Raw genomic sequence first — 21,523 nt, forward strand, 5'->3', positions numbered from 1 at the left:
TCATCTCGGGCGGGGCGTTCTTCTGTCCGAATGTCTGATCTTTCGAGGAGTGTCCCCCGCCGGGTCAGGCGCGAGCGGGGCTGCGGCTGCGACGGCGGGCGCGCTCAAGCTCGGAACGGGCGCGGGCCAGCTTGGCCTCGGCGGCGTTGCGCTGGCGGTTGGACCTGGCCAGCTCTGCGACATAGGCGTCCGATACGTTTTCGACGGCCTTGCGCTGCCGATTGCTGTCGACCATTCGCACCAGGAGGACCGCTGCAACCGCGGCCAGAACCAACCCCGCATCGGGGATCGGAAGGGAGACGTTCGCCAAATCCGAGGCGAAATCGAGAACGAGTGTCATGGTCATGTCCGAAGCCTTTCGTTAGCGCATCGTAAAGTTGGTCCAGGGCAGCGCATCGGCGTCGGCCCCGGTTTCGGCTGGATCCTGCGTCGGTCGCGCCGGATCGAGAGAGGCCCGCGCGACGGTCCTGAGTTCGAGTTGTGCGGTGTCACGGTCCCAGATCACTTCCAGATCGGCCAGACCGACCTCGAGCAATTGCAGGCTTCCGACAACCTGGAACCCGGCTTGCGGGCAATCGAGGACCTTCTGGACCAGATCGGTGACCTGCTGTTGCCGCGACGACCAATCCGCCGAGACCGTGGCGGTGCTGCGCCCCCGCTCCATCGCCATCAGGTTGAATTCGACCGCAGCGACACAGGCGATGGTCGACGTGGTGAAATTGCGCAGCGGCGCGGCCTCCGGCGTCGCTTCGGTCACGCTTGCCGTTGCGACAACTTCGACCGGATCGTCGCTTGCCGCAGGCGTGTCGGGGGATGCCTCGATCAAGGCCACGTCCTGCGTCGGCGCCTCGATCTCGATTTCAGCGACGGGGGACGGTGTGGCATCCAGGGCCGGTGTCTCGATGGACACGGCGGCAATGGGCGTATCTGCGGCGCTATCGACCGCCGGGTCGGAGCGGAGCGAAAGGAAGGACACTGCGCCGATGGCCACGATCACGGCGCCCAGGCTCAGGGGGACCGCGCCAAACCCCTTGGAGCCGCTGTTCTGTTCGACCCGATCCGACAAGCGTCGCGCGCGCGACGAATGGACACCACCACGGGCGCTTACACCAACGCCTTCTTCTGTGTTGTTCTTCTTAGGCATAGCTAACACTCACACTTTGCTACTCGTTCTGTACTCACCGCTAAGCTTTCTTTGCAAACCTGAAGTGCTGGACGCCGTCGACGACGCCCTTGCTGAGGTTGATGTTCATCATGGCCGACAGGTCGGTCAGCATCTGCTCATTGTCCGCAAGCGATACGGGAGAGTTCGCATCCGACAGCGTCAGGGTGAGCCCAAGCTCGATCACGACCTGCTGAAGGACACCTTGGAACCGGTGTGAATAGACAATCATTCGCCTCTAACCATATCGAATTTAAGATCTTCACCCGTTGTATTGTCAGAAAGATTGGCGAAAATATGGTGGATGGCGGCAGTTTTCTCTGTTTGTGAGAATTGGTCAGTCGGCGATCACCAAAGCCGCGCAGTTGGCAGATTTTCCGGCAGAAGACGAATGACGCAGCCGGGCTCCGGGCCCCTCAGCGGTCGGTCGCTTGTTCCTGTCGACGCCTCGGCCTATGTGAAGGGAAGAAACAAGGAACAGGCGCGCTTGATGCAACTTGGCGACGACATTCCACCGCGCCCGGCGCGCCCAGGGCTGCTGGCACGGCTGAGGAACAATTTTCTGACCGGTCTGATCGTGATCGCCCCGATCGGTCTCACGTTCTGGCTGATCTGGTCGGTGATCGGCTGGTTCGATGGATGGGTGCTGCCCTTCATCCCGCTCAGCTATCGGCCCGACATCTGGCTGTTGCAACGTTTCGGCCTTGATCTCGACATTCGCGGGATCGGCGTGGGCATCTTCCTGCTGTTCACCCTGCTCGTGGGTATGCTTGCCAAGGGTCTGATCGGGCGGTCGATTCTGCGTTATGCGGAAAATCTGGTTCAGACGATGCCGGTCGTTCGCTCGGTCTACAGCGGCCTCAAGCAGATCGCGGAAACCATTCTGGCGCAGGATCAATCCAGCTTCGAGACGGCCTGCCTGATCGAATACCCGCGCAAGGGGATCTGGGCGCTCGGCTTCGTGTCGACCAGTGCCAAGGGCGAGGTTGCGGCCCGGGCCGGCATCCCGATGGTGTCCGTCTTCCTTCCGACCACGCCCAACCCGACATCCGGGTTCCTTCTGTTCCTGCCCGAAGATGATGTCATCATCCTCGACATGTCGGTGGAGGATGCGGCCAAGCTCGTCATCTCGGCGGGTCTGGTCTATCCCGGCTCCAAGGATCCCGAGAACGCGCCCCAGGGTGCGACCGTCGTGGAATAACGAAAGTCGCCCCGACTTCTTCCGATTTGCGCCACTTCGGTGCCAGAACCGCCCGTGATGCTGACCCGAACGCCGTTGATGCGGGAAGGACAGCACATGGACGAAACATTCGCCGCCCGGATCGCCCGGATCGAAGCCGCGTCCCAGCAGAACATGCAGCAAGAGGAACCCGCGCAGCACCGTCAGGCCGTGGCCGCGTCCCATTCGGATGAGGAGTCTCCGGTCTGGACCTTGCTGGCCATTCCGATCTGCTTTGCCCTGGGGTTCCTCAGCATCCTGATCGGCAAGGGTATCGACGTCTATGTCCTTGGCAACCCTGACATAACCTTTGACGGCTGGATCACGCTGAGCAAGGGCGGCTTTGGCGCGGCCCTCGTCCTGTCGTTTGCATTGGACCGATTGTTGCCGTCCTCCCAACTGGGCGTTTACGCCACGACGGCCGGTTTCATTGTCGGCGCGCAGTTTCACGCAGAGATCGCGAACTATGCCCCGGTGCTGTGGGACTGGATGTTCGCCAACCCGATGCTGCTGGAACTGGCCGGGCGCTGACCGCTCCGGTCAGATGTCGAGCGCGGTGACACAGGCGGCGAAATCCTCGCCCCGCTTTTCGAAGTTGTCGTATTGATCGAAGCTGGCCGCCGCCGGGGCCAGCAGAACGACGTCCCCCGCCTCCGCTTCGGAGGCCGCGCGGGCCACCGCGACGGCCATGTCGGTGCAGACCTCCGCCTCGATATCGGGGCCAAGCGCCACGGCAAAGGCCGCCGCTTCGCGCCCGATAACATAGGCTTTGGCGACAGTGCCGAAATGCGGCTGCAAGGACTCCAGCCCGCCCTCCTTCATCAGCCCGCCACAGATCCAGCGGATGCGCTTGAAGGCCTGCAAGGCCTGTGCGGCGGCATCCACGTTCGTCGCCTTGCTGTCGTTGACGAAGGTCACGCCCGCCCGCTCCGCAATCCGCTGCGAGCGGTGCGGCAGGCCCGGATAGCTGCGCAGCCCCGCCTCGATCTCGCGCGGGGCAAGGCCAAGGGTCCGCGCGGCGGCCCAGGCACAACAGGCGTTCTGATGGTTGTGCCGACCGGGCAGGCCGGGAATGTCGCGCAGATCGACGCTGGCGACCTGCCGTCCCTTGCGCATCTCGGCCAGCCAACCCTTGCGCGCCGTCACCTGCCAGCCCGGCCCGCTGAGCTTGCCAAGGGAGACGCGGATGACGCGATCATCGCCGGGCGCTTCGGACATCTGATTGGCCAGATAACGCCCCTCGTTCTCGTCCACGCCGATCACCGCCCGCTCCGGCCCGCCCTCGGCGAACAGCCGACGCTTCGCCGCGAAATAGCCGCCCGGGCCGCCGTGCCGGTCCAGATGGTCGGGCGACAGATTGGTGAAGACGCAGACGTCCGGCGTCAGGCTGCGTGCGAGATCGGTCTGATAGCTGCTGAGTTCCAGAACCACGATATCCGCCTCGCCCAGGGGATCGAGGTCGAGGACACCGCGCCCGATATTCCCGGCCAGATGGGCCTGCCGCCCGGCCTGCGCCAGCACGTGATGAAGCAGCGCCGAGGTCGTGGATTTGCCGTTCGATCCGGTGATGCAGACGACGCGCGGCGCCTCGCCATCATGGCCGAGCGAGCGGAAGAACAGGCCGATGTCGTTGTCCACCGCGACACCCGCCTCCCAGGCGGCGCGGATCGCGGGGTGCGGCGCGGGGTAGAGGTGCGGAATGCCGGGTGACGTGACCAGCGTGGCAACACCGTCAAGCGCGCCCTCGCGCGTCAGGTCCCGCACCTCGAACCCCTCGGCCTCGCCCCCCTCGCGCCCCTTTGCCCCGTCGTCCCAGACCACCACATGCGCGCCCCCGGCGTGCAGGGCCCGCGCCGCCGTCAGGCCAGAGCGGCCAAGCCCCAGAACGGCGACGGTCGCATTTTCGAAACCACGGACGGGGATCATCTTGAAACCTCGAAATCTGAGACGGCGGCGGTCACCGCGTCTCTTCCTGCACCAATTGCCAGCCGAAGACCTGCAATTCTTCCCAAGGGGTCCCGGCCCGCGGCTCCGGCGCGCCCGCACGGGCGGCCTCCATCCCCTGCCAGACCGGCCAGACCAGGATCGCAGCCCCGACCAGCAGGGCCACTGCACCATAGCGCGCCGCCTTCGTCGACAGGGCCAATGGATTGCGGGGCGTCATGATCCAAGCCGCACAAGTAAGGTTTCTGACACTAGGGCACGGGCGTGCCGGGGCGTATCGTGACCGGACTTTTCCATAATATCATTTGATTGGAGACCCTCATGATTGCCGACTTTGCCAAACAGGCTGCGCGCGACATTCTCGCGTCCTATCCCGGAGCGGATGCCGCCCGCCAGAAGGAGATCATCGCCGCCTTCTGGGATCTGCAGTACATGGCGCGTTTCGGCGCGCCCGAGATCAAGCTGACACCGAACCCGGACGGGCCGTTCCCGCCCTGGCCGATCCCGTTTCCCTGGCCACGCCCCTTCCCGCGTCCCTGGCCGCTGCCGTTCCCCTGGCCCCTTCCCTGGCCACAGCCCGGACCCGATCCGCTGCCTTATGACCGCGGATTTGCCGAAGACCTCGTCCTCGAGATGATCGACGTGAACCTGGGCGACCCCTCGCCGCAGCCAAGCCTCATGACCGCGCTCAAGGACATCAAGCCGCGCCGCGCCGCCGCCAAGGCCGCCCTGGCCCGGCACCTCGACGCCGCCAAGCAGCTGGAGCGGGCCATCGAGAAGATGGGCTGACCCCGACGGCACAGCAAAGGGGCGCTTCGGCACATTTGCCGAGGCGCCCTTCCTCGTCACGGCTCGGGCCCGGGTCATCACCGCACCTTCAACGTCGCCAGCCCGATCAGCGCGAGGATCAGCGCGATGATCCAGAAGCGGATCACGACCTGCGGTTCGGCCCATCCCTTCTTTTCGAAGTGGTGATGGATCGGGGCCATCAGGAAGACGCGCTTGCCCGTCGCCTTGAAGTAGAGGACCTGGATGATGACGCTCAGCGCCTCGACCACGAAGAGGCCGCCGATGATCGCCCAGACCAGTTCGTGCTTGGTGACGACGGCGATGGTGCCCAATGCGCCGCCCAGGGCCAGCGAGCCGGTGTCGCCCATGAAGACGGCCGCCGGGGGCGCGTTGTACCACAGAAAGCCAAGGCCCCCGCCGATCAACCCGGCGGCAAAGATGAGCAACTCTCCGGTGCCCGGCACGTAATGCACATCCAGGTAGTCGGTGAAATCGACCCGTCCCACGGCATAGGCGATGACACCCAGGGTGCCCGCCGCGATCATCACCGGCATGATGGCCAGCCCGTCCAGACCATCGGTCAGGTTCACCGCATTGGCGGACCCCACGATCACCAGCATCACGAAGGGCAGGTAGAGCAGCCCCATGTTCCACAGCACGTCCTTGAACACCGGGAAGGCCATCTGGCTTTGAAGCTCCTCCGGGTGGGCCCAGACCGCGACCAGACCCGCGATCAGGGCAATGGCGAAGCCGAGGGCCAGACGCACGCGGCCCGGCACGCCCTTGGTGTTGCCCGCGCTGACCTTGGCGTAGTCGTCCACGAACCCGATGGCCCCGAAGCTGATCGTGACGCCCAGAACCAGCCAGACATAGGGATTGTCGAGCCGTCCAAAGAGCAGGGTCGCGACCGTGACGGCCCCCAGGATCAGGACCCCGCCCATGGTGGGCGTGCCCGCCTTGGCGAAATGCGTCGCTGGACCGTCTTCGCGGATCGGCTGGCCCTTGCCCTGACGACGGCGAAGCAGGTTGATGAGAGGTCGCCCGAAGATGAACCCGAAGATCAGCGCGGTGAAGAACGCCCCGCCCGCGCGCACGGTGATATAGCTGAACAGGTTGAAGACGTCGCCGCCATCCGAGAATTTGGTAAGCCAATACAGCATCTTCGTTCCTATTCCTTCGGCCCGGTTTCGCCGAGCGCCTTGAGGCCGTCCACCAGCCGGGCCATTTTCATCGAGAGGGAGCCTTTGACCAGAACCGCGTCACCGGGCCGGATCATGTCGCGTAGATGCGCCGACATGGCCTCGCTGTCGTCCGTGTGTTCTCCGCGCCGGTCGGCGGGCAACGCGTCGTGCAGCGACGCCATGAGGGGGCCAACCGTATGGACCAGGTGGATGTCTGCCATGGCCGGATGCGCCGCAAGGCCCGCGTGCAGGTCGGGGCCGGTCGGTCCCAGTTCCTTCATGTCGCCCAGGATCGCGATGCGGCGCCCCTTGCCGGGCACCTCGGTCGCCGCCAGCAGGGCCAGCGCCGCGCCGACCGAAGAAGGGTTCGCATTATAGGCATCGTCGATCAGGTCGACCGGCGGCCCATCGGGATGCAACCGGACCCGGTGCCGCGCCCCGCGCCCGTCGGGCGGTGTCCAGTCGGCAAGCGACAGGGCCGCACGGGCGACATCGCCGCCCAGGGCATGGGTCGCGGCCAGAACCGCCAGCGCGTTCATCGCGAAATGCACCCCCGGCGCGCCGATGCGGAACAGGACCGGGCCCATCGGCGTCGTCGCAGCACAGGTCGTGCTGTCGCCCCCGGCCCGCACCTCGGTCAGATGCCAGTCGGCGCCTTCGGTCTGTCCGAATGACGTGGTGCCATGGGTCGCCAGAATGTCCGACACGTCGAGGTCGGCGTTCCAGATCGCCGCCCCGCCCGACTCTAGCCCCCTGAAGATCGACGCCTTTTCGCGGGCGATCCCCGGCACGCCGTCGTCGAAGGCCTCCAGATGCACGGGGCCGACGTTCGTCACCATGGCCACATGGGGTCGGGCCATGGCCGCAAGAGGGGCGATTTCGCCGGGATGGTTCATCCCGATCTCGATCACCGCGAAATCCGCGTCCGGCGGTATCGCGGCCAGCGTCAGCGGCACGCCCCAGTGGTTGTTATAGGATTTGATCGCCGCATGGGTCTTGCCCTGTGCCGACAGGACGTGACGCAGCATTTCCTTGGTGGAGGTCTTGCCGACGCTGCCGGTCACCCCGACGACGCGCGCGCGCGTCCGCGCCCGACCGGCGCGGCCCAAGGCCTCGAGCGCGGTCTGCACGTCGTCGACCAGCAACAGGGCGCGCCCGTCGCACCCGTCGGGTATGCGGCTGACCAGTGCGGCTCCTGCCCCGGCGTCCAGTGCCGCGGCGACGAAGTCATGCCCGTCGCGCGCGGCCTTCAGGGCGACGAACATCTGCCCCGGAACGATCCCGCGGCTGTCGATGCCGAAGCCGGTCACCGACCAGTCGCCGATGGCCCGCCCGCCCGTCGCGGCGGCAGCGTCGGAGGCGGTCCAGAGCGTCATGCCTCGCGACCCTCGAGCGCGGCCACCGACATCGACGCCTGTTCCACATCGTCGAAGGGCAGGACCATGTCGCCGACCGTCTGCCCGCTCTCATGTCCCTTACCCATCACCAGCAGGGCATCGCCAGCCTCGAGGAGGCTTGCCCCGCGCAGGATCGCCTCGGCCCGGTCACCGACTTCCATCGCGGCTGGCGCGCCCTCGAGCACGGCGGCGCGGATCGTTGCGGGCACTTCGGAGCGGGGGTTGTCGTCGGTCACGATCACCACGTCCGCATGAGCGGCGGCGGCCTGCCCCATCAGGGGGCGCTTGCCCCGGTCACGGTCGCCGCCGGCGCCGATCAGCGCGATGATCCGGCCCATGACATGGGGGCGCAGCGCCTGAATGGCGGTGGCGATGGCATCAGGGGTATGGGCGTAGTCGACGAAGACCGACGCACCGTTGTCGCGCGTCGCGGCCAACTCCATCCGCCCGCGCACGCCCACCAGTTTGGGAAGGGCGGCAAAGACCGCCTCGGGCTCTTCGCCCCCGCCGATGACCAGACCCGCCGCCAAAAGGGCATTGGCCGCCTGAAAGCCGCCGATAAGCCCGAGGCGCACCGATGTGGCACGGCCCTGCCATTGAAACAGCACCTCCTGGCCCGTGGCATCGAAGCGTTGCCCGGTCAGGCGCAGTCGCGCGGCGACGTTGCGGCCCACGCCGATGACCTCCTGCCCCCGCGCTTCGCAGGCGGCCGCAAGCTCCGGCCCCGCGGGGTCGTCGAGGTTGATGACCGCCACGCCGTCGCCGGGCAGCAGCCGGTCGAAAAGACCTGCCTTCGCCGCGAGATAGGCCTCCATCGTGCCGTGGTAGTCGAGGTGATCCTGGGTCAGGTTCGTGAACCCCGCCGCCGACAGGCGCACCGCCTCCAGTCGCCGCTGATCCAGACCGTGGCTCGACGCTTCCATGGCGGCATGGGTCACGCCGAAAGCCGCCATTTCGGCCAGCAATTGGTGCAGGGTGATCGGCTCGGGCGTGGTGTGGGCAGAGGGCGCGTGGAAGGCCCCCTCGACCCCCGTGGTCCCGATGTTGGCCGCCGTCAGGCCAAGCGCATCCCAAAGCTGGCGGGCAAAGCTGGCCACGCTGGTCTTGCCGTTGGTGCCGGTCACCGCGACCATCGTTTCGGGCTGGCTTCCGGCAAAGAGGGCGGCGGCAAAGGCAAGGGCCGCACGCGGGTCTTCGGTCACGACCGAGGGCGCCCCTTCGGGCAAAAGCGCCGCGCCCGCCGGATCGGTCAGCACGACCACGGCCCCGCGCGACAGGGCATCGCCCGCGAACCGCGCGCCATGGGTGGTAGCGCCGGGCAGCGCCGCAAACAGATCGCCGGGCCGCACCTTGCGGTTGTCGACGGCAAGGCCGCTGACCGACAGCCCCGCCGGCACCTGCGTCAGGCCCGTCAAACCCAGTTCCGAAAGTGTCTTCTGCATCGTGCCTACCCCCGACGCCCTTGCCCTAGCGCGGGCGGCCCGCGCCGTCCATCGGGCGCGATCACGGCCGCGCGTTGGCCTGTGTCAGATATGCACCGAAGGTATCGACCTCGGCCCGGAAATCCGGGCGCATCCCCAAAAGCGGCGCAGCCCTGCGCACGATTTCGGCGGCAATCGGCACAGCTGTCCAGCCGGCGGTGCGGCGATCTTCCCCGGCGGCCTCGACCTGCGGTTCGTCCAGGGTGACGATGATCACGTAACGCGGGTCCTGCGAGGGAAACACGCCAGAGAAGGTGGTGATGGTCTTGTCATCGAAATAGCCGCCCGTGGGCGACGGCTTGTCCGCCGTGCCGGTCTTGCCGCCCAGTTGATAGCCTTCGACTTCGGCCAGCGACGCGGTGCCGCGCGTGACGACCTGGCGCAGCATGTGGCGGGCTTCGGCAGAGACGCGCGCACTGACGACGCGCGGGCCGGGCGGGGTGCCCCCCTGACGCGCCAGAAGGGTCGGCGTGACGCGGGTGCCCCCGTTCAGAAGCGACGCATAGGCCGTCGCCAGATGCAGCGGCGAGGCCGACAATCCGTGGCCATAGCTGATCGTCATGGTGGAGATTTCGGTCCAGCGGGCCGGGACGATGGGGCGTGCGCCCGGCGCTTCGGTCAACTCGACCGGCGTCGGCTCGAAGAAGCCGAGCGAGCCCAGGAAGGCCTTCTGCCGCGCGCCGCCGATCTCGATCGCCATGCGCGCCGTGCCCACGTTGGACGATTTCACGATCACATCTGTCACCGACAGGCGCGGCCCGTAGTTGTGGAAGTCGCGGATCCGGTGCCGCCCGAAGCGCAGCGGCCCCTGGGTGTCGATCATCGTTCCGGCGTTGGTCAGGCCGAGGTCGAGGCTCTGCGCCACCGTGAAAATCTTGAAGGTCGAGCCAAGCTCATAGACCCCCTGCACCGCCCGGTTGAACAGCGGGCTATCCGCCTGATCGCCGGACACGGCCACGCGGGGCCGGTCGTTCGGGTCGAAATCGGGCAAGGACGCCATCGATACGATTTCGCCGGTGTGGACATCCATCAGGATCGCGGCGGCCCCCTTGGCCCCCATCAACCGCATGCCGGAGTCGAGCACACGTTCAACCGTGGTCTGCACCGACAGGTCGAGCGACAGGCGCAGCGGCGCGCCTTCGTGAACCGGGTCCGAGAGGAAGTCGTTGAACACCGCCTCGATGCCCGCGATGCCCTTGATCTCGGCGGCGCGAACGTCCTGCGCGCCGTATTGCGCCCCGCCCAGGACATGCGCCCCGATGGGCCCGTTGGGATAGACCCGCATCTCGCGCTGACCGAACAGCAGACCGGGTTCACCCAGATCGAAAACCGCCTGCTGCTGCTCGGGAGAGATATTTCCCTTGAGCCAGAAGAACTTGGAGCCAGATTTGAAGCGGCGCTTCCAGGTTTCGGCCTCCATGTCCGGAAAGATCCGGGCCAGCCCTTCGGCGGCGGCATCGGAATCGACCATCAGGTGCGGCTGCGCATAGAGCGCGGTCGCCATGACGTTGGTCGCCAGTACGCGACCTTCGCGGTCGGTGATGTCGGCGCGGGCCGATACGATACTGGCCCCCGACAGGCCGCCGGTCACCGGCTCCCGCGCCTCAGAGGCCGAAATCGCGCCCATCTTCACGCCGACCAGAGCGAACCCGAAGACGAAACAGGCCGCCGTGACCTTGAGCCGCCGTTCGGCCCGCAGGCGCACCTTTTCGGGATTCTCGCGCGGCATGACCATCACCGGCGCCTGCACGGGCGGACGGGGCTCCGTCGAGCGGACCGGAACGAAAGGATCGGTCGGCACGGTTTTGCGGCGGCGCGGAGACCGGAGCCAGGCCATCATGGCAATTGCTCCCCGTCGTCGGCCAAGGTGGGCGGGGCGATCATGCGCGGCTCGGCATCGGCGCCGAAGACGTGGTTCATGACGACAATGCCGTCGATTTCCTGCTCCAGCACCTCGGCATTCACCCGGGGCCGGATCGGCAGGACGATCTGCGGCGGCGGATAGGCGACCTGATCGGCCAGCGCGAAATGGTCGGGGGCCAAGGGCATCAGGCCCAGACGCTCGAAATTCATCTCGGCCAGCGCGTGCAGGCGGTCGGGGCGGTTGAGATAGGCCCATTCCGCGCGCAACATCGACAGCTCCTGATGGCGCGCGCCGATTTCGCGCTCAAGCTGCGCGACCTCGCGTTCGGTCGCGCGCGTCTCATAGCCCTCGCCGTAGGCCCAGAAGGCCAGGCCGACCACGGCCGCGATGCAGAGGGCATAGACGAGACTGCGCATCATCGTTTCCCCAGGTTGACGGCCTCGGGGAGGCCAAGGGCGCGACGGTCGACCCGACCCGCAGGCGCGTCGGTGCGTTGTGCCAGCCGAAGACGCGCGGACCGGGCCCTCGGGTTCTGCGCCACCTCTTCGTCGGTCGGAGAGATCGCCTTGTGCTTGACGGTAAAGGCCGGCTCGCGATCTTCGCGGGCAGGCGCATGGCGACTGCCGCCGCCGCCTGTGTCGGAGCGGTCGGCCAGGAAGCGCTTGACGGCCCGGTCCTCGACCGAATGGAAACTGACCACGGCCAGCCAGCCGCCCGGCTGCAACGCCCGCTCGGCGGCTTGCAGACCCTCGGCCAGCTCCCCGAATTCGTCGTTCACCGCGATGCGGATGGCCTGAAAACTGCGCGTGGCCGGGTGGCTTTGCCCGGGACGCTGACGCGGCAGGTTGGCCGAAACCGTTTCGGCCAGGTCCAGCGTCGTCTCGAACGGGGCCTCGTCGCGCCGCGCCACGATGGATTTGGCGATCCGGCGCGAGGCGCGCTCTTCGCCGTAACGATAGAGGATGTCGGCCAGCGTGCCTTCGGGAAGTTCGTTCACCAGGTCGGCCGCCGTCGGCCCTTCGTCCCCCATGCGCATATCAAGCGGCCCGTCGCGCATGAACGAAAAGCCCCGGTCGGCGCGGTCCAGCTGCATCGAACTGACCCCGAGGTCGAGCACGATGCCATCCAGGTCGACGCCAAGCTCCGCTGCCGCCTCATCCATCTTGGAGAACACGTTCTTTACCAAAGTCACTCGCCCGTCTGCCCAGTCTTGCGCCATTTGGTGAGCCAAGGGATCGCGGTCCAGACCGATTACCCGGTCCGCGCCCGCCTCCAGCAGCCCCCGGGTGTATCCCCCGGCGCCCATGGTGCCATCCAACCACACGCCCCTGACGGGGGCCAGATTTTCGAGAATCGCGCCAAGAAGAACGGGAACGTGTGGCGCGGAAGACTCAGATTTCGCCGGACGTTTGGCCATGACCCACCTTCATTCCGCCGCTCGGCGCTTGCGCGGCAGAAGGCTTGTGACGGGCGTGCCCTCGGGCAGATCGGACAGGACGGCGCGCAGACGGCTTGTCGCCGTGACGGGCGCCTCGGGCGAATGCACGCGGAACGTCTTGCCCTTGCCCGCAAAGACCAACGTATCGGTGACGCCGATCTGGGCGCGCAGTGCCGCATTGAGAAGCAGGCGACCGGAATCATCGACCGAGATGGTTTCGGCGAAGGTATAGAAGTAATCCTCCAGCGCCTCGCGCTGCGGATCGCCCTCGTCCATGTCCTCGATCATCTCGCCCATCTCGGCCACGCCATCCATCGTGTAGCACGTGAAGAAGGGCACGCGGTCATCGCCGAAGCACAGCGTGACGCGGGGGTTTGTGCCGGGTTCGCGGTCGGGATCGCAGGCGTCGAGCACGCGACGAAAATCGGCCGGGATCGAGACCCTGCCCTTCGCGTCCACCTTGTGGGTGCCGGTGCCCCGGAAGCGTTGCTCCAACCCGCCTGTCCTAAATACCTGGGCGATTTCAACCGCCAGTTGTGTTATCCCCTGAAACTGAAGCGGGCGGATCGGGTGTCTGCCAAAACCCGATCCGCCCTATGTTCCCCGTGCCGGACCCAATGGAGGGCCTGGTCAGGGCGTCGTCGGCGCGCTGTCACCTGGGGGGATGTCTGCTCACGGCGCGCGTCGGATCTTTCGTAGTCCAGAGACTATCTTTGGGGGGTTGCCTGTTTTTGACCTGCCTCGTTTTGGTTTTTAGGGGTCTGAGATCTTCGTCTCTTTCCTCCCCGTGCTCTGTGGAAGCTTGATGCCATGCGGGCTTCTGCCTGTCACCCCACTTTTTCCCACCTCATGCCACTTTTATTATCCACACCCTGTGGGTAAAAGCTGCAACTTGACCGAAATCCACAACATATTGTGTTTCAGAATTGATACAGAGGAAGGTCTTGTTGCCCTTCAAGTGGCCGAAAAACGGCCTGACTTCGGCGGAGCGTTGCCAAATCTACACAAAGTGAGCGCCCATCCTCTCATGGAAAAAATGGGCATTTACAGACAACCCCAGAATGGCGCAGGCATCCATTCACGTCTCATTTCATTGATTTCAAGGTGTTAACGGGAAATTAATACTTTTGCCGAATCGTAAGGTCCGAGTCGGCCGAATGTCACCGATTTCGAATCCGATTCGAGTCGGACGTTTGGGGCATGAAGTGGGATGGATGCCCCGCTCTACGTTGAGCCTATGCGAGGCCGTCGCCGATCAACCTGAGGGCGAGTTCGGTGAACGCATCGGCCATCGGACCCTCGCCCGCTGCGATCGGCACCCCGCCGTCGCCCGCCAGACGGGTGTCCAGATCAATCGGCAAGGCGCCCAGGAACGGCAGGCCAAGACGCGACGCTTCCGCTGCCACGCCACCATGGCCGAAGATATGCGCCTCATGCCCGCAGTTGGGGCAATGGAACGTCGACATGTTCTCGATCAGGCCGATCACCGGCGTCTTGAGCGTGGCGAACATGTCGAGGGCCTTGCGCGCATCCAGAAGGGCCACATCCTGTGGGGTGCAAACCACGATGGCCCCCGCAAGCAGCGTCTTGGTGCAAAGTGTCAGCTGCACATCCCCCGTCCCTGGAGGCAGATCGACGATCAGCACGTCGAGCGGGCCGCCCGCGTGATGGGTCCAGTCGACCTGGCCCAACATCTGCTGCAAGGCGCCCATGAGCATCGGGCCGCGCCAGACCACGGCCTTGTCCTCGGCCAGCATCAGACCGATCGACATGACGGTGACGCCATGCGCCTGAAGCGGCAGGATCGTCTTGCCGTCGGGCGACGCGGGCCGCTTGTTCACGCCCATCATCCGCGGCTGGCTCGGCCCATAGATGTCGGCGTCGAGCAGGCCGACCTTCTTGCCCTGACGCGCCAGGGCGACGGCCAGGTTGGCCGACACGGTGGATTTGCCCACGCCGCCCTTGCCCGATGCGATGGCGATGACCTGCCGCACGCCCGGCACGCGCATCGGCCCCTCCTGCGGTTTGGGATGCCCGCCGATCTTGAGAGACGGCGGCGCCTTGTCCACCGTGGGCGCGGTCAGGACGGCCTGCACCCGGGCCACGCCGGGCAGGGCCGCGACGGCGGCCTCGGCGGCGGCGCGCATCGGCTCCATCACCTTGGCGATCTCGGTCGACGGGGCTTCGAGCACGAAGCGCACGCTGTCGCCCTCGACCATCAGGGCGCGCACCATGTCACGGCTGACGATATTGCCGTCGTCCGGTGTCCGGATTTCGGCGAGCGCGGCGGTAACGGCGTCTTTGGTGATCGGCATGTCGGTCCCTTTCGAGCGTTGCCTTCACCTGATGGCTTGCGCGCGCGAAGGCAAGACCAGGATGGCGGCAACCAATGTGCCGCCAAGGCCCGACCAGAACAGAACCTTGGGCAGATCGACCAGAGCGGCCCCCCACCCCAGAAGGCCGGACCCGAAGGCGACCGCGCCGATCCCCACCACGACCCAGAGCGACATGACCCGGCCGCGCAGATCGTCCGGCAGCACTTCCTGCATCGCGGCCTGGAGGCTGACGCCGCAGAAGGTGGACGCAAAGCCGAGGACCGCCGTCCAGCACAGGGCCGCGATCCAGCCCGAGGACAGCCCAAGCGCCGCCAGCGCCGCGATGCCCGCGACCAGGATGACGCGCGTCAGGGTGGGAATGCCGCCCTGCCCCGCGCCCGCCGCCTTGGCCAGTGCAGCGACCAGGGCCCCGCCGCCCGCCGTCGCCGTCAGCAGGCCCAGACCCTCTGCCCCGCGCCCGTGCACGCCTTCGGCCATCACCGGCAACAGCTCCAGATAGCCGCGCACCAGGATCGCCATCACCGCCGTCAGCCCCATGGCCTGCCGCGCCATGGGCGTGCTCAGGATATAGGAGACGCCTTGACGAATGCCGCCCAGGATCGAGGTGCGCGCCGACCCCGGCAAGGCCCGAGGATCCATCCAGCGCACGGCAAAGAGCATCGGCAGATAGAGCAGTGCCGAAAGCCACAGCGTCGCGACCGCCCCGACCGAGGCAAGGGCCAGACCGGTCAGCACCGGGGCAATCATCCGCGCCAGATTGAAATTCAGCGCGGAAAGGGCGACGACGTTTGGAACATCCGAGTTCGGCACAAGGCGCGGGCCGAGCGACATGCGCACCGGATGATGCGCCGCCGTGACCAGACCGATGGCCAGCGACAGCACGATCAATGCGCCTTTGCCGAGGCCCGGGCCACCCGCGATCAAGGCCGCGACCGCCAGCAGTACCGCCATCGTGGCCGAGGTCGAGAAAATGGCCCGGCGGATATCGGCGCGGTCCACCAGAACCCCGAACACGGGGCCCGCGAAAATCATCGGCGCCAGCCCCAGGGCGGCGATCAACCCCACGAAGGCCGGCGAGGCCGATACCTCCCAGGCGAGCCACCCAAGGGTGACCCGTTGCGCCCAGAGTGCCTGCACAAGTGGGACCGCCGCAAAGAAGTAGGCACGGAAGCCGATATGGGAGAGCGCGCTCATGCTGTCATGAAACCATTACAAAAATGCCCCGAAAAAGAGCGACTTGACCCAAAATTCGCCGCTTTCAACCCGTGGAGCCGTTTCAACCCCCCTGGCCATGCAAATGCTGCATAGCGGCATTGAATGTCCCGGGGATTGTGCGGGTGCAGCATCGTTGTCATCTTCCTCTCAACGAAACACGGCGTCGAACGGCAATGGGGCCGGGACGCATAGGGCCAGAAGGCCCGCATCAAAGGAAATGACAATGGCTTACACAACCTATGGCAATTCGGCCGCAGCCTCCACCTCCCTGCGGGACCGCATCGCGGCACGCTTTGACGCAATCCGCGAGGCAGCAGCCAAGCGCCGGATCTACCGCACCACCCTGAGCGAACTTTCCGCTCTGTCCAACCGCGATCTCAACGACCTCGGCCTGAGCCGGTCGATGATCCGTTCGGTCGCCCTGGAAGCCGCGTACGGCAAGTAAGGAATTCCCGTCCTGCCATCTCCTCCCTTTGGCAGTAGGGTAAATGCGACGGGAGCCTCCTCCTCCCTTGGTTGTCGTCGCAACTTTTTCCCGGCCCTCCTCCTCCCTTTGGGCCCGGGGATCGCCTGACCCTCTCCTCCTCCCCTGAGGGTCGGGCACCGTGAAGGACCGGTCGCGCTCTCCTCCTCCCTTGGGCGCGACCGGGGCCCTTCGACAAATCTCGGGAACCGTTCGGCCTTTCCGGCGTTCCCAACTGAATTCGATGCGTGGCCCTCCTCCCGATCAGCCACGCTCGGACCGGAAGACCGCCCTCCTCCCTCCCTTGGGTCGGCCTTCCAAAGACAGAGACGGCGGTGCCCATCCTCCCTTGGGCACCGCCGTTTTTTGTTTGAGCATCGAAAATCATCCTCGCGCCGCAACGGACCGCAAGGCGGTTCAGCGCCCAGTGCGCTCGCGCAGGACCGCTCCAACCCGCCGCAGTCCGAGTTCGACGCCACTGTCCACGTTCACGCGCTGCGCGATGAAGATGATGAGATCACTTCCAACGGATACAAACGAAACTTCGGTCAGGATGGGAGAGGTCGTCACGTCGGGCATGACGAAGGCCGTGCTCATGATCACCCCGCGCGTCCCGGCTGCATTCGCCGTGACATCCACACTCTGTGCGACCTCGGCGCCGGATCGCGTCAAAAGGAAATGAAACACTGGCCTCAGGACCAGGGCGTCGGTCAGGCGGATGTCCCGGCCATCGCGGCTGGCTCCGGCGGCGTCGACCGAAAGGTCGAACAAGGCCGATGCCCGCGCGTCGAGATCGGCAGGGTCGGTGAAATCCGTCTGCATCGCAACGGCGAGGATTTCCTGATAGACTTCACTCGCCTGCTCCCAAGGCTCTACACGCGCCGTTTCAATCACCAGAACATGGGGCGGCTGACCACTGTCGCGCGCCTTGACGAAATGCCCATCCGGAACCGGCAGGGTATGTGTCCGGTGCCCAGATCTGATCTCGGATGTCTGTTGCGCAAGGGCGGGCACGGCCGCCGACGTCAGCATCAGACAACAGAAATACCTTGAATGTATCCGCGTCTCTTTCCGCTGCGCCCCGCACATCGGACTTGGTCCGGTGCCTAGAAGGGCACGTCTCCCGCCTGCTCCGCAGGCAGCAGAAACCGGCCCACGATCTTCTTGGACCCGGCCTTGTCGAATTCCACATCCAGCTTGTCGCCCTCGATGGCGATGACCTCGCCATAGCCGAACTTGGTGTGGAACACCCGATCACCTTCGGTGAAGGCCGACACCGCCGTGGCGTCGATGGTCAGGTTGCGCGCCTCGCTCGGCTGGCGCAGGGGGCGCGTGGCGTTCGATTGCAGCCGTCGCCAGCCGGGGGAGTTGTAGACATCCGCCTTGGCGGCCTGTTCCTGAAGGTTGGACGTGACGCCACCCGACATCGCCGCATGTTGCGCCGCCGCCATCCCGATCGCGCCGAACCCGCCACCATAAAGGCCGGGCGGGGTCAGAACCTCCACATGCGCCTCGGGCAATTCATCGATGAACCGCGACGGCAGGGCCGACTGCCACTGGCCGTAGACCCGCCGGTTGGCCGCGAAACTGATGGTGCAGATTTCCTCGGCGCGGGTGATGCCGACATAGGCCAGCCGCCGCTCCTCCTCGAGGCCCTTGACGCCGCTCTCGTCCATCGACCGCTGCGACGGGAACAGGCCGTCCTCCCATCCGGGCAGGAAGACCACCGGAAACTCCAGCCCCTTGGCCCCGTGCAGCGTCATCAGGGTGACCATGGGTTCGTCCTGCGACTGCTCGTTGTCCATGATGAGCGAGACATGTTCGAGGAAACCCTGAAGGTTCTCGAACCCCTCCAGCGCCTTGACCAGTTCCTTGAGGTTTTCCAGCCGACCCGGCGCCTCGGGCGTCTTTTCGTTCTGCCAGAAGGTCGTGTAGCCGGATTCGTCCAGGATTTCCTCGGCCAAGCGGATATGATCGCGCCCATCCAGCAATTCCGCCCGCCAGCGGTCGAACCCGTCGCAGAGTTCCTTGAGCGCCGCGCCGCCCTTGCCGCCGATCGTCTTGGTCGCGACACAGAGCTTGGCCCCTTCCAGCAGGGAAATGCCGTTCGACCGGGCCATGACCTGAATGGTCTGCTGCGCCTTGTCGCCAAGACCGCGCTTGGGTGTGTTCACGATCCGCTCGAAGGCCAGATCGTCGTCGGGGCTGACCACGACGCGGAAATAGGCCATGGCGTCGCGGATTTCCAAACGCTCATAGAAGCGCGGCCCCCCGATCACGCGGTACGGCAGCCCGATGGTCAGGAACCGATCCTCGAAGGCGCGCATCTGATGCGAGGCGCGGACGAGGATGGCCATGTCATCTAGCGATTTCGGGTCGAGGCCACGGGTCCCGCGTTGCAGGCTCTCGGCCTCTTCGCCGATCCAGCGCGCTTCCTCGTCACCGTCCCAATGACCGATCAGGCGGACTTTCTCGCCCTCCTCGGCCTCGGTCCACAGGGTCTTGCCCAGACGTCCCTTGTTGCCCGCGATCACTGCGGATGCGGCGGCCAGGATGTGCGGGGTGGAGCGGTAATTCTGCTCCAGCCGGATGATCTCCGCCCCCTCGAAATCCTTCTCGAAGCGCAGGATGTTGCCCACCTCGGCCCCGCGCCAGCCGTAGATCGACTGATCGTCGTCGCCCACGCAGCAGATGTTGCGATGCCCGCCCGCCAACAGTCGCAGCCAGAGATATTGGGCGACGTTGGTATCCTGGTATTCGTCCACCAGGATATAGCGGAACCAATTGCGGTACTTTTGCAGGATGTCGTCATGGGTCTGGAAGATGCCGATGACATGCATCAACAGGTCCCCGAAATCGACCGCGTTCAGCGTCAGAAGCCGGTCCTGATACTGACGATAGAGCGCCACCCCCTGCCCGTCGAAGGCCTGCGCCTCGGCCGCTGGGATCTTGTCGGGGGTCCAGGCGCGGTTCTTCCAGTGGTCGATGATGCCCGCCAGCATCCGGGGCGGCCACTTCTTCTCGTCCATGTCGGCGGCGACGATCAACTGCCGAAGAAGGCGGTTCTGGTCGTCGGTATCGAGGATGGTGAAGTTGGATTTGAGGAACAGCTCGCGGCTCCCGCCTTCCAGAAGCGGGTCGGGCACCGTGCGGCCCACCAGTTCGGCGTGACGGCGCAGCAGTTTCACGCAGACCGAATGGAAGGTGCCGAGCCAGGGCATCCCCTCGGCCACCTCGCCCATCATGGCCCCCACACGGTCGCGCATTTCGCGCGCGGCCTTGTTGGTGAAGGTCACGGCCAGAATTTCGTTCGGACGCGCCTTGCCCTGCGCCATCAGATGCGCGATCCGGGCGGTCAGGGCGCGGGTCTTGCCGGTCCCCGCCCCCGCCAGCATCAGGACCGGCCCGTCCACCGTCTGGACGGCCTGCAACTGCGCCGGGTTCAACCCGTCGAGATAGGGCGCGGGCCGGGCGGACATGGCGCGGGCCGACAGGCTGGCCCCCTCGAAGGCGTCGGATTCGTCGAACTGAGTCATGCATGACAGATAGAACGACCCGGCCCGCGAGGAAAGAGCGTGTTCATGATCTGTTCATAAGTTGGTGAACCCGAGGAATGCGCCGGTCATAAATCCGCCAAGGTGGCCCGGCATCGCAAGGCAATGAGCACGTTCGACGCGATCCTTGAATTCGTAGCATCCATCCTGTTTTCGTGGGAGCTTGTCAGGGCGGCCGCGGTCGCGATCGTGACGACGGGCCTGGGCCAGCTCTGCGCATCGGTCCTGCGCCGATCCGCGCCGATCGACCTCGGGGCGTTGACCTGCATGTCGCGGCCTCACGGCGGTGTCTGCCTCGGCGTTGCGTTCGCTCTGATGGTGTCCGGCTCTGCCATGATGTGGTGGGGATGGCGCAGTCCCGACCTGACCGGCACCATTTTCTGCTACGTCACGGCCTCCATGTTCCTCGTGCCGGCCATCTTCCTGGGACAGGCGACCGACGACCGCTACAGCGTGGTCTGGGACGACACGTCCGTCGAAGGGCCCGAGCGATTGCTGACCCTGTGGCCCAATCGGCATCGCATCCCCGTCGACAAGATTTGCCATGTGACGCGGGCGTCGCCGCACCACTGGGTCGCCGTGACCCGTGACGGGCGACAGATCTCGTGGTCGACGCTGCACTGCGGGGCGCGGTTCCTGATGCTGACGCTCCTTGTCCATTCACAACAGGACCTCGATCCTAGCGGTTGAGAGGCCCGGCAACGGCCCCGAGTGTCCGGAACACACAAGGCGAAAGGACCGATACGATGCGCGATGATGCAGGGCTGCCATCCAAAGACTGGGCGCGCGGATTGCGGATGCTCGGATACATCCTTGGGGTGATCGGCGCGCTGCTCCTCGTGGTCCCGATCCTCGGTCTTGTCGGCAGCCCAGACACCTTTGCCGCCGACGCCGTGACCGAGGATGATTTTACCAACCGCGACCGTCAGGCGATGCTGATGGGCATGGTGCACGGGGCGGCGACGTCGATCTATCTCCTGCCCATCGGCAATGCGACCCTGGAAGGGCGACTTGGCCGCAGCGGCGTTTTCTTCACGCCGATCACAAATTCCGACACGTCGCCCGACGGCGACGTCGCGGTCTTCATCGCCTCGCCCACCGTGACCGGTCTGACGCGCGAGACGGTCAATCCCGCGGTGCGCACCTATCTGGACGAGCTGGCGGATCAGCCGGACCCGGATGCGATGCTGGTGACCCTGCTGCCGCAGGGGGACCACGACATATTTCGGTCTTTGGGGACCCAACTGCCGGGTGTGACCGCAACCACGCTCTTCGTCTGGCCAGATCACGTGGTGGCGACCGAATTCGGCGGCCCGTCCGACCCACCCGGCTTCTGGCAGGCGGGGCTGACGTTGCTGGCATCGGCCCTGGCCTTCGGCGCGGCGGCGGTCCTGCGTCGACGCCAAGGCAGTTGATGCGCCCGCAGGTCTACCCACTAACCCGGTGTTGCCGCGCTGCGGCGTTGTCGTTACCAAATCGT

The 21,523-nt window shown here is 65.9% G+C and carries 22 protein-coding genes; 6 read left to right on the top strand and 16 right to left on the bottom strand.

The features are described 5' to 3' along the window. Positions 1-64: 64 nt before the first annotated feature. Genes BM002_RS05125 through BM002_RS05135 form a run of 3 tightly spaced genes read right to left on the bottom strand, consistent with a single transcriptional unit; the run spans position 65 to position 1,394 of the window. Entirely contained in the window at positions 65-346 is a 282-nt protein-coding gene (locus BM002_RS05125) for a hypothetical protein (RefSeq protein ID WP_092777911.1), read from the bottom strand. A 15-nt stretch (positions 347-361) separates the two neighbouring features. Then, positions 362-1,144 carry a hypothetical protein gene (locus BM002_RS05130; RefSeq protein WP_139212268.1) on the bottom strand — a complete coding sequence of 261 codons (783 nt, stop codon included), beginning with the start codon at positions 1,142-1,144 and terminating at the stop codon, positions 362-364. Positions 1,145-1,184: 40 nt separating this feature from the next. After that, positions 1,185-1,394, bottom strand: a complete 210-nt coding sequence (locus BM002_RS05135) for a hypothetical protein (protein WP_092777915.1) — start codon at positions 1,392-1,394, stop codon at positions 1,185-1,187. Between the two features lie 258 nt (positions 1,395-1,652). Here BM002_RS05135 and BM002_RS05140 point away from each other — a divergent pair, with 258 nt between their 5' ends. After that, on the top strand, positions 1,653-2,363 hold the full coding sequence (locus tag BM002_RS05140; RefSeq protein ID WP_092778799.1) for a DUF502 domain-containing protein: 711 nt from the start codon (positions 1,653-1,655) through the stop codon (positions 2,361-2,363). 96 nt (positions 2,364-2,459) lie between these two features. Beyond that, positions 2,460-2,912: a hypothetical protein gene (locus BM002_RS05145; protein WP_139212269.1), complete on the top strand. Its 453-nt coding sequence runs from the start codon at positions 2,460-2,462 to the stop codon at positions 2,910-2,912. A gap of 9 nt (positions 2,913-2,921) precedes the next feature. Here the strand turns inward: BM002_RS05145 and murD are convergent, their stop codons facing one another. Next, complete coding sequence (gene murD, locus BM002_RS05150) at positions 2,922-4,307, bottom strand: UDP-N-acetylmuramoyl-L-alanine--D-glutamate ligase (RefSeq protein WP_092777919.1); 1,386 nt, start codon at positions 4,305-4,307, stop codon at positions 2,922-2,924. A gap of 31 nt (positions 4,308-4,338) precedes the next feature. Next, positions 4,339-4,545: a hypothetical protein gene (locus BM002_RS05155; RefSeq protein WP_092777921.1), complete on the bottom strand. Its 207-nt coding sequence runs from the start codon at positions 4,543-4,545 to the stop codon at positions 4,339-4,341. 101 nt (positions 4,546-4,646) lie between these two features. Here BM002_RS05155 and BM002_RS05160 point away from each other — a divergent pair, with 101 nt between their 5' ends. Continuing rightward, a complete protein-coding gene (locus tag BM002_RS05160; RefSeq protein WP_092777923.1) occupies positions 4,647-5,114 on the top strand; it encodes a hypothetical protein in 468 nt (155 codons plus the stop codon). Between the two features lie 77 nt (positions 5,115-5,191). Here the strand turns inward: BM002_RS05160 and mraY are convergent, their stop codons facing one another. The 9 genes from mraY to BM002_RS05205 form a co-directional block, all read right to left on the bottom strand. Further along, positions 5,192-6,274: a phospho-N-acetylmuramoyl-pentapeptide-transferase gene (mraY, locus tag BM002_RS05165; RefSeq protein WP_092777925.1), complete on the bottom strand. Its 1,083-nt coding sequence runs from the start codon at positions 6,272-6,274 to the stop codon at positions 5,192-5,194. Positions 6,275-6,282: 8 nt separating this feature from the next. Continuing rightward, positions 6,283-7,671: a UDP-N-acetylmuramoyl-tripeptide--D-alanyl-D-alanine ligase gene (locus tag BM002_RS05170; RefSeq protein ID WP_092777927.1), complete on the bottom strand. Its 1,389-nt coding sequence runs from the start codon at positions 7,669-7,671 to the stop codon at positions 6,283-6,285. Next, positions 7,668-9,134 carry a UDP-N-acetylmuramoyl-L-alanyl-D-glutamate--2,6-diaminopimelate ligase gene (locus BM002_RS05175; RefSeq protein WP_092777929.1) on the bottom strand — a complete coding sequence of 489 codons (1,467 nt, stop codon included), beginning with the start codon at positions 9,132-9,134 and terminating at the stop codon, positions 7,668-7,670. The genes BM002_RS05170 and BM002_RS05175 overlap by 4 nt, the downstream gene beginning before the upstream one ends. A 61-nt stretch (positions 9,135-9,195) precedes the next feature. Continuing rightward, complete coding sequence (locus BM002_RS05180) at positions 9,196-11,013, bottom strand: peptidoglycan D,D-transpeptidase FtsI family protein (RefSeq protein WP_245749131.1); 1,818 nt, start codon at positions 11,011-11,013, stop codon at positions 9,196-9,198. Beyond that, the gene (gene ftsL, locus BM002_RS05185) at positions 11,010-11,456 is read right to left on the bottom strand and encodes a cell division protein FtsL (RefSeq protein WP_245749132.1); all 447 of its coding nucleotides are present in this window, start codon (positions 11,454-11,456) and stop codon (positions 11,010-11,012) included. Before ftsL ends, BM002_RS05180 begins: the two co-directional genes overlap by 4 nt. Further along, positions 11,453-12,454, bottom strand: a complete 1,002-nt coding sequence (rsmH, locus tag BM002_RS05190) for a 16S rRNA (cytosine(1402)-N(4))-methyltransferase RsmH (protein ID WP_092777931.1) — start codon at positions 12,452-12,454, stop codon at positions 11,453-11,455. The genes ftsL and rsmH overlap by 4 nt, the downstream gene beginning before the upstream one ends. 9 nt (positions 12,455-12,463) lie before the next feature. Continuing rightward, positions 12,464-12,970: a division/cell wall cluster transcriptional repressor MraZ gene (locus BM002_RS05195; RefSeq protein WP_092777933.1), complete on the bottom strand. Its 507-nt coding sequence runs from the start codon at positions 12,968-12,970 to the stop codon at positions 12,464-12,466. Between the two features lie 740 nt (positions 12,971-13,710). Further along, the gene (locus BM002_RS05200; RefSeq protein WP_092777935.1) at positions 13,711-14,790 is read right to left on the bottom strand and encodes an Mrp/NBP35 family ATP-binding protein; all 1,080 of its coding nucleotides are present in this window, start codon (positions 14,788-14,790) and stop codon (positions 13,711-13,713) included. A gap of 24 nt (positions 14,791-14,814) precedes the next feature. Next, entirely contained in the window at positions 14,815-16,005 is a 1,191-nt protein-coding gene (locus BM002_RS05205) for an MFS transporter (protein WP_092777937.1), read from the bottom strand. 244 nt (positions 16,006-16,249) lie between these two features. On the opposite strand from BM002_RS05205, the gene BM002_RS05210 reads away from it, so the two are divergent. Continuing rightward, complete coding sequence (locus BM002_RS05210) at positions 16,250-16,471, top strand: DUF1127 domain-containing protein (RefSeq protein ID WP_092777939.1); 222 nt, start codon at positions 16,250-16,252, stop codon at positions 16,469-16,471. A gap of 435 nt (positions 16,472-16,906) precedes the next feature. On the opposite strand, the gene BM002_RS05215 is transcribed toward BM002_RS05210, so the two are convergent. After that, positions 16,907-17,521: a hypothetical protein gene (locus BM002_RS05215; protein WP_092777941.1), complete on the bottom strand. Its 615-nt coding sequence runs from the start codon at positions 17,519-17,521 to the stop codon at positions 16,907-16,909. A gap of 74 nt (positions 17,522-17,595) precedes the next feature. Continuing rightward, positions 17,596-20,025 carry an ATP-dependent helicase gene (locus tag BM002_RS05220; protein WP_092777943.1) on the bottom strand — a complete coding sequence of 810 codons (2,430 nt, stop codon included), beginning with the start codon at positions 20,023-20,025 and terminating at the stop codon, positions 17,596-17,598. 123 nt (positions 20,026-20,148) lie between these two features. Here BM002_RS05220 and BM002_RS05225 point away from each other — a divergent pair, with 123 nt between their 5' ends. Continuing rightward, entirely contained in the window at positions 20,149-20,733 is a 585-nt protein-coding gene (locus BM002_RS05225) for a hypothetical protein (protein WP_092777945.1), read from the top strand. A 56-nt stretch (positions 20,734-20,789) separates the two neighbouring features. Continuing rightward, positions 20,790-21,458, top strand: a complete 669-nt coding sequence (locus BM002_RS05230; protein WP_139212272.1) for a hypothetical protein — start codon at positions 20,790-20,792, stop codon at positions 21,456-21,458. Positions 21,459-21,523 lie beyond the last annotated feature (65 nt).

It is taken from the genome of Jannaschia pohangensis (assembly GCF_900113875.1).
GTDB lineage: Bacteria > Pseudomonadota > Alphaproteobacteria > Rhodobacterales > Rhodobacteraceae > Jannaschia > Jannaschia pohangensis.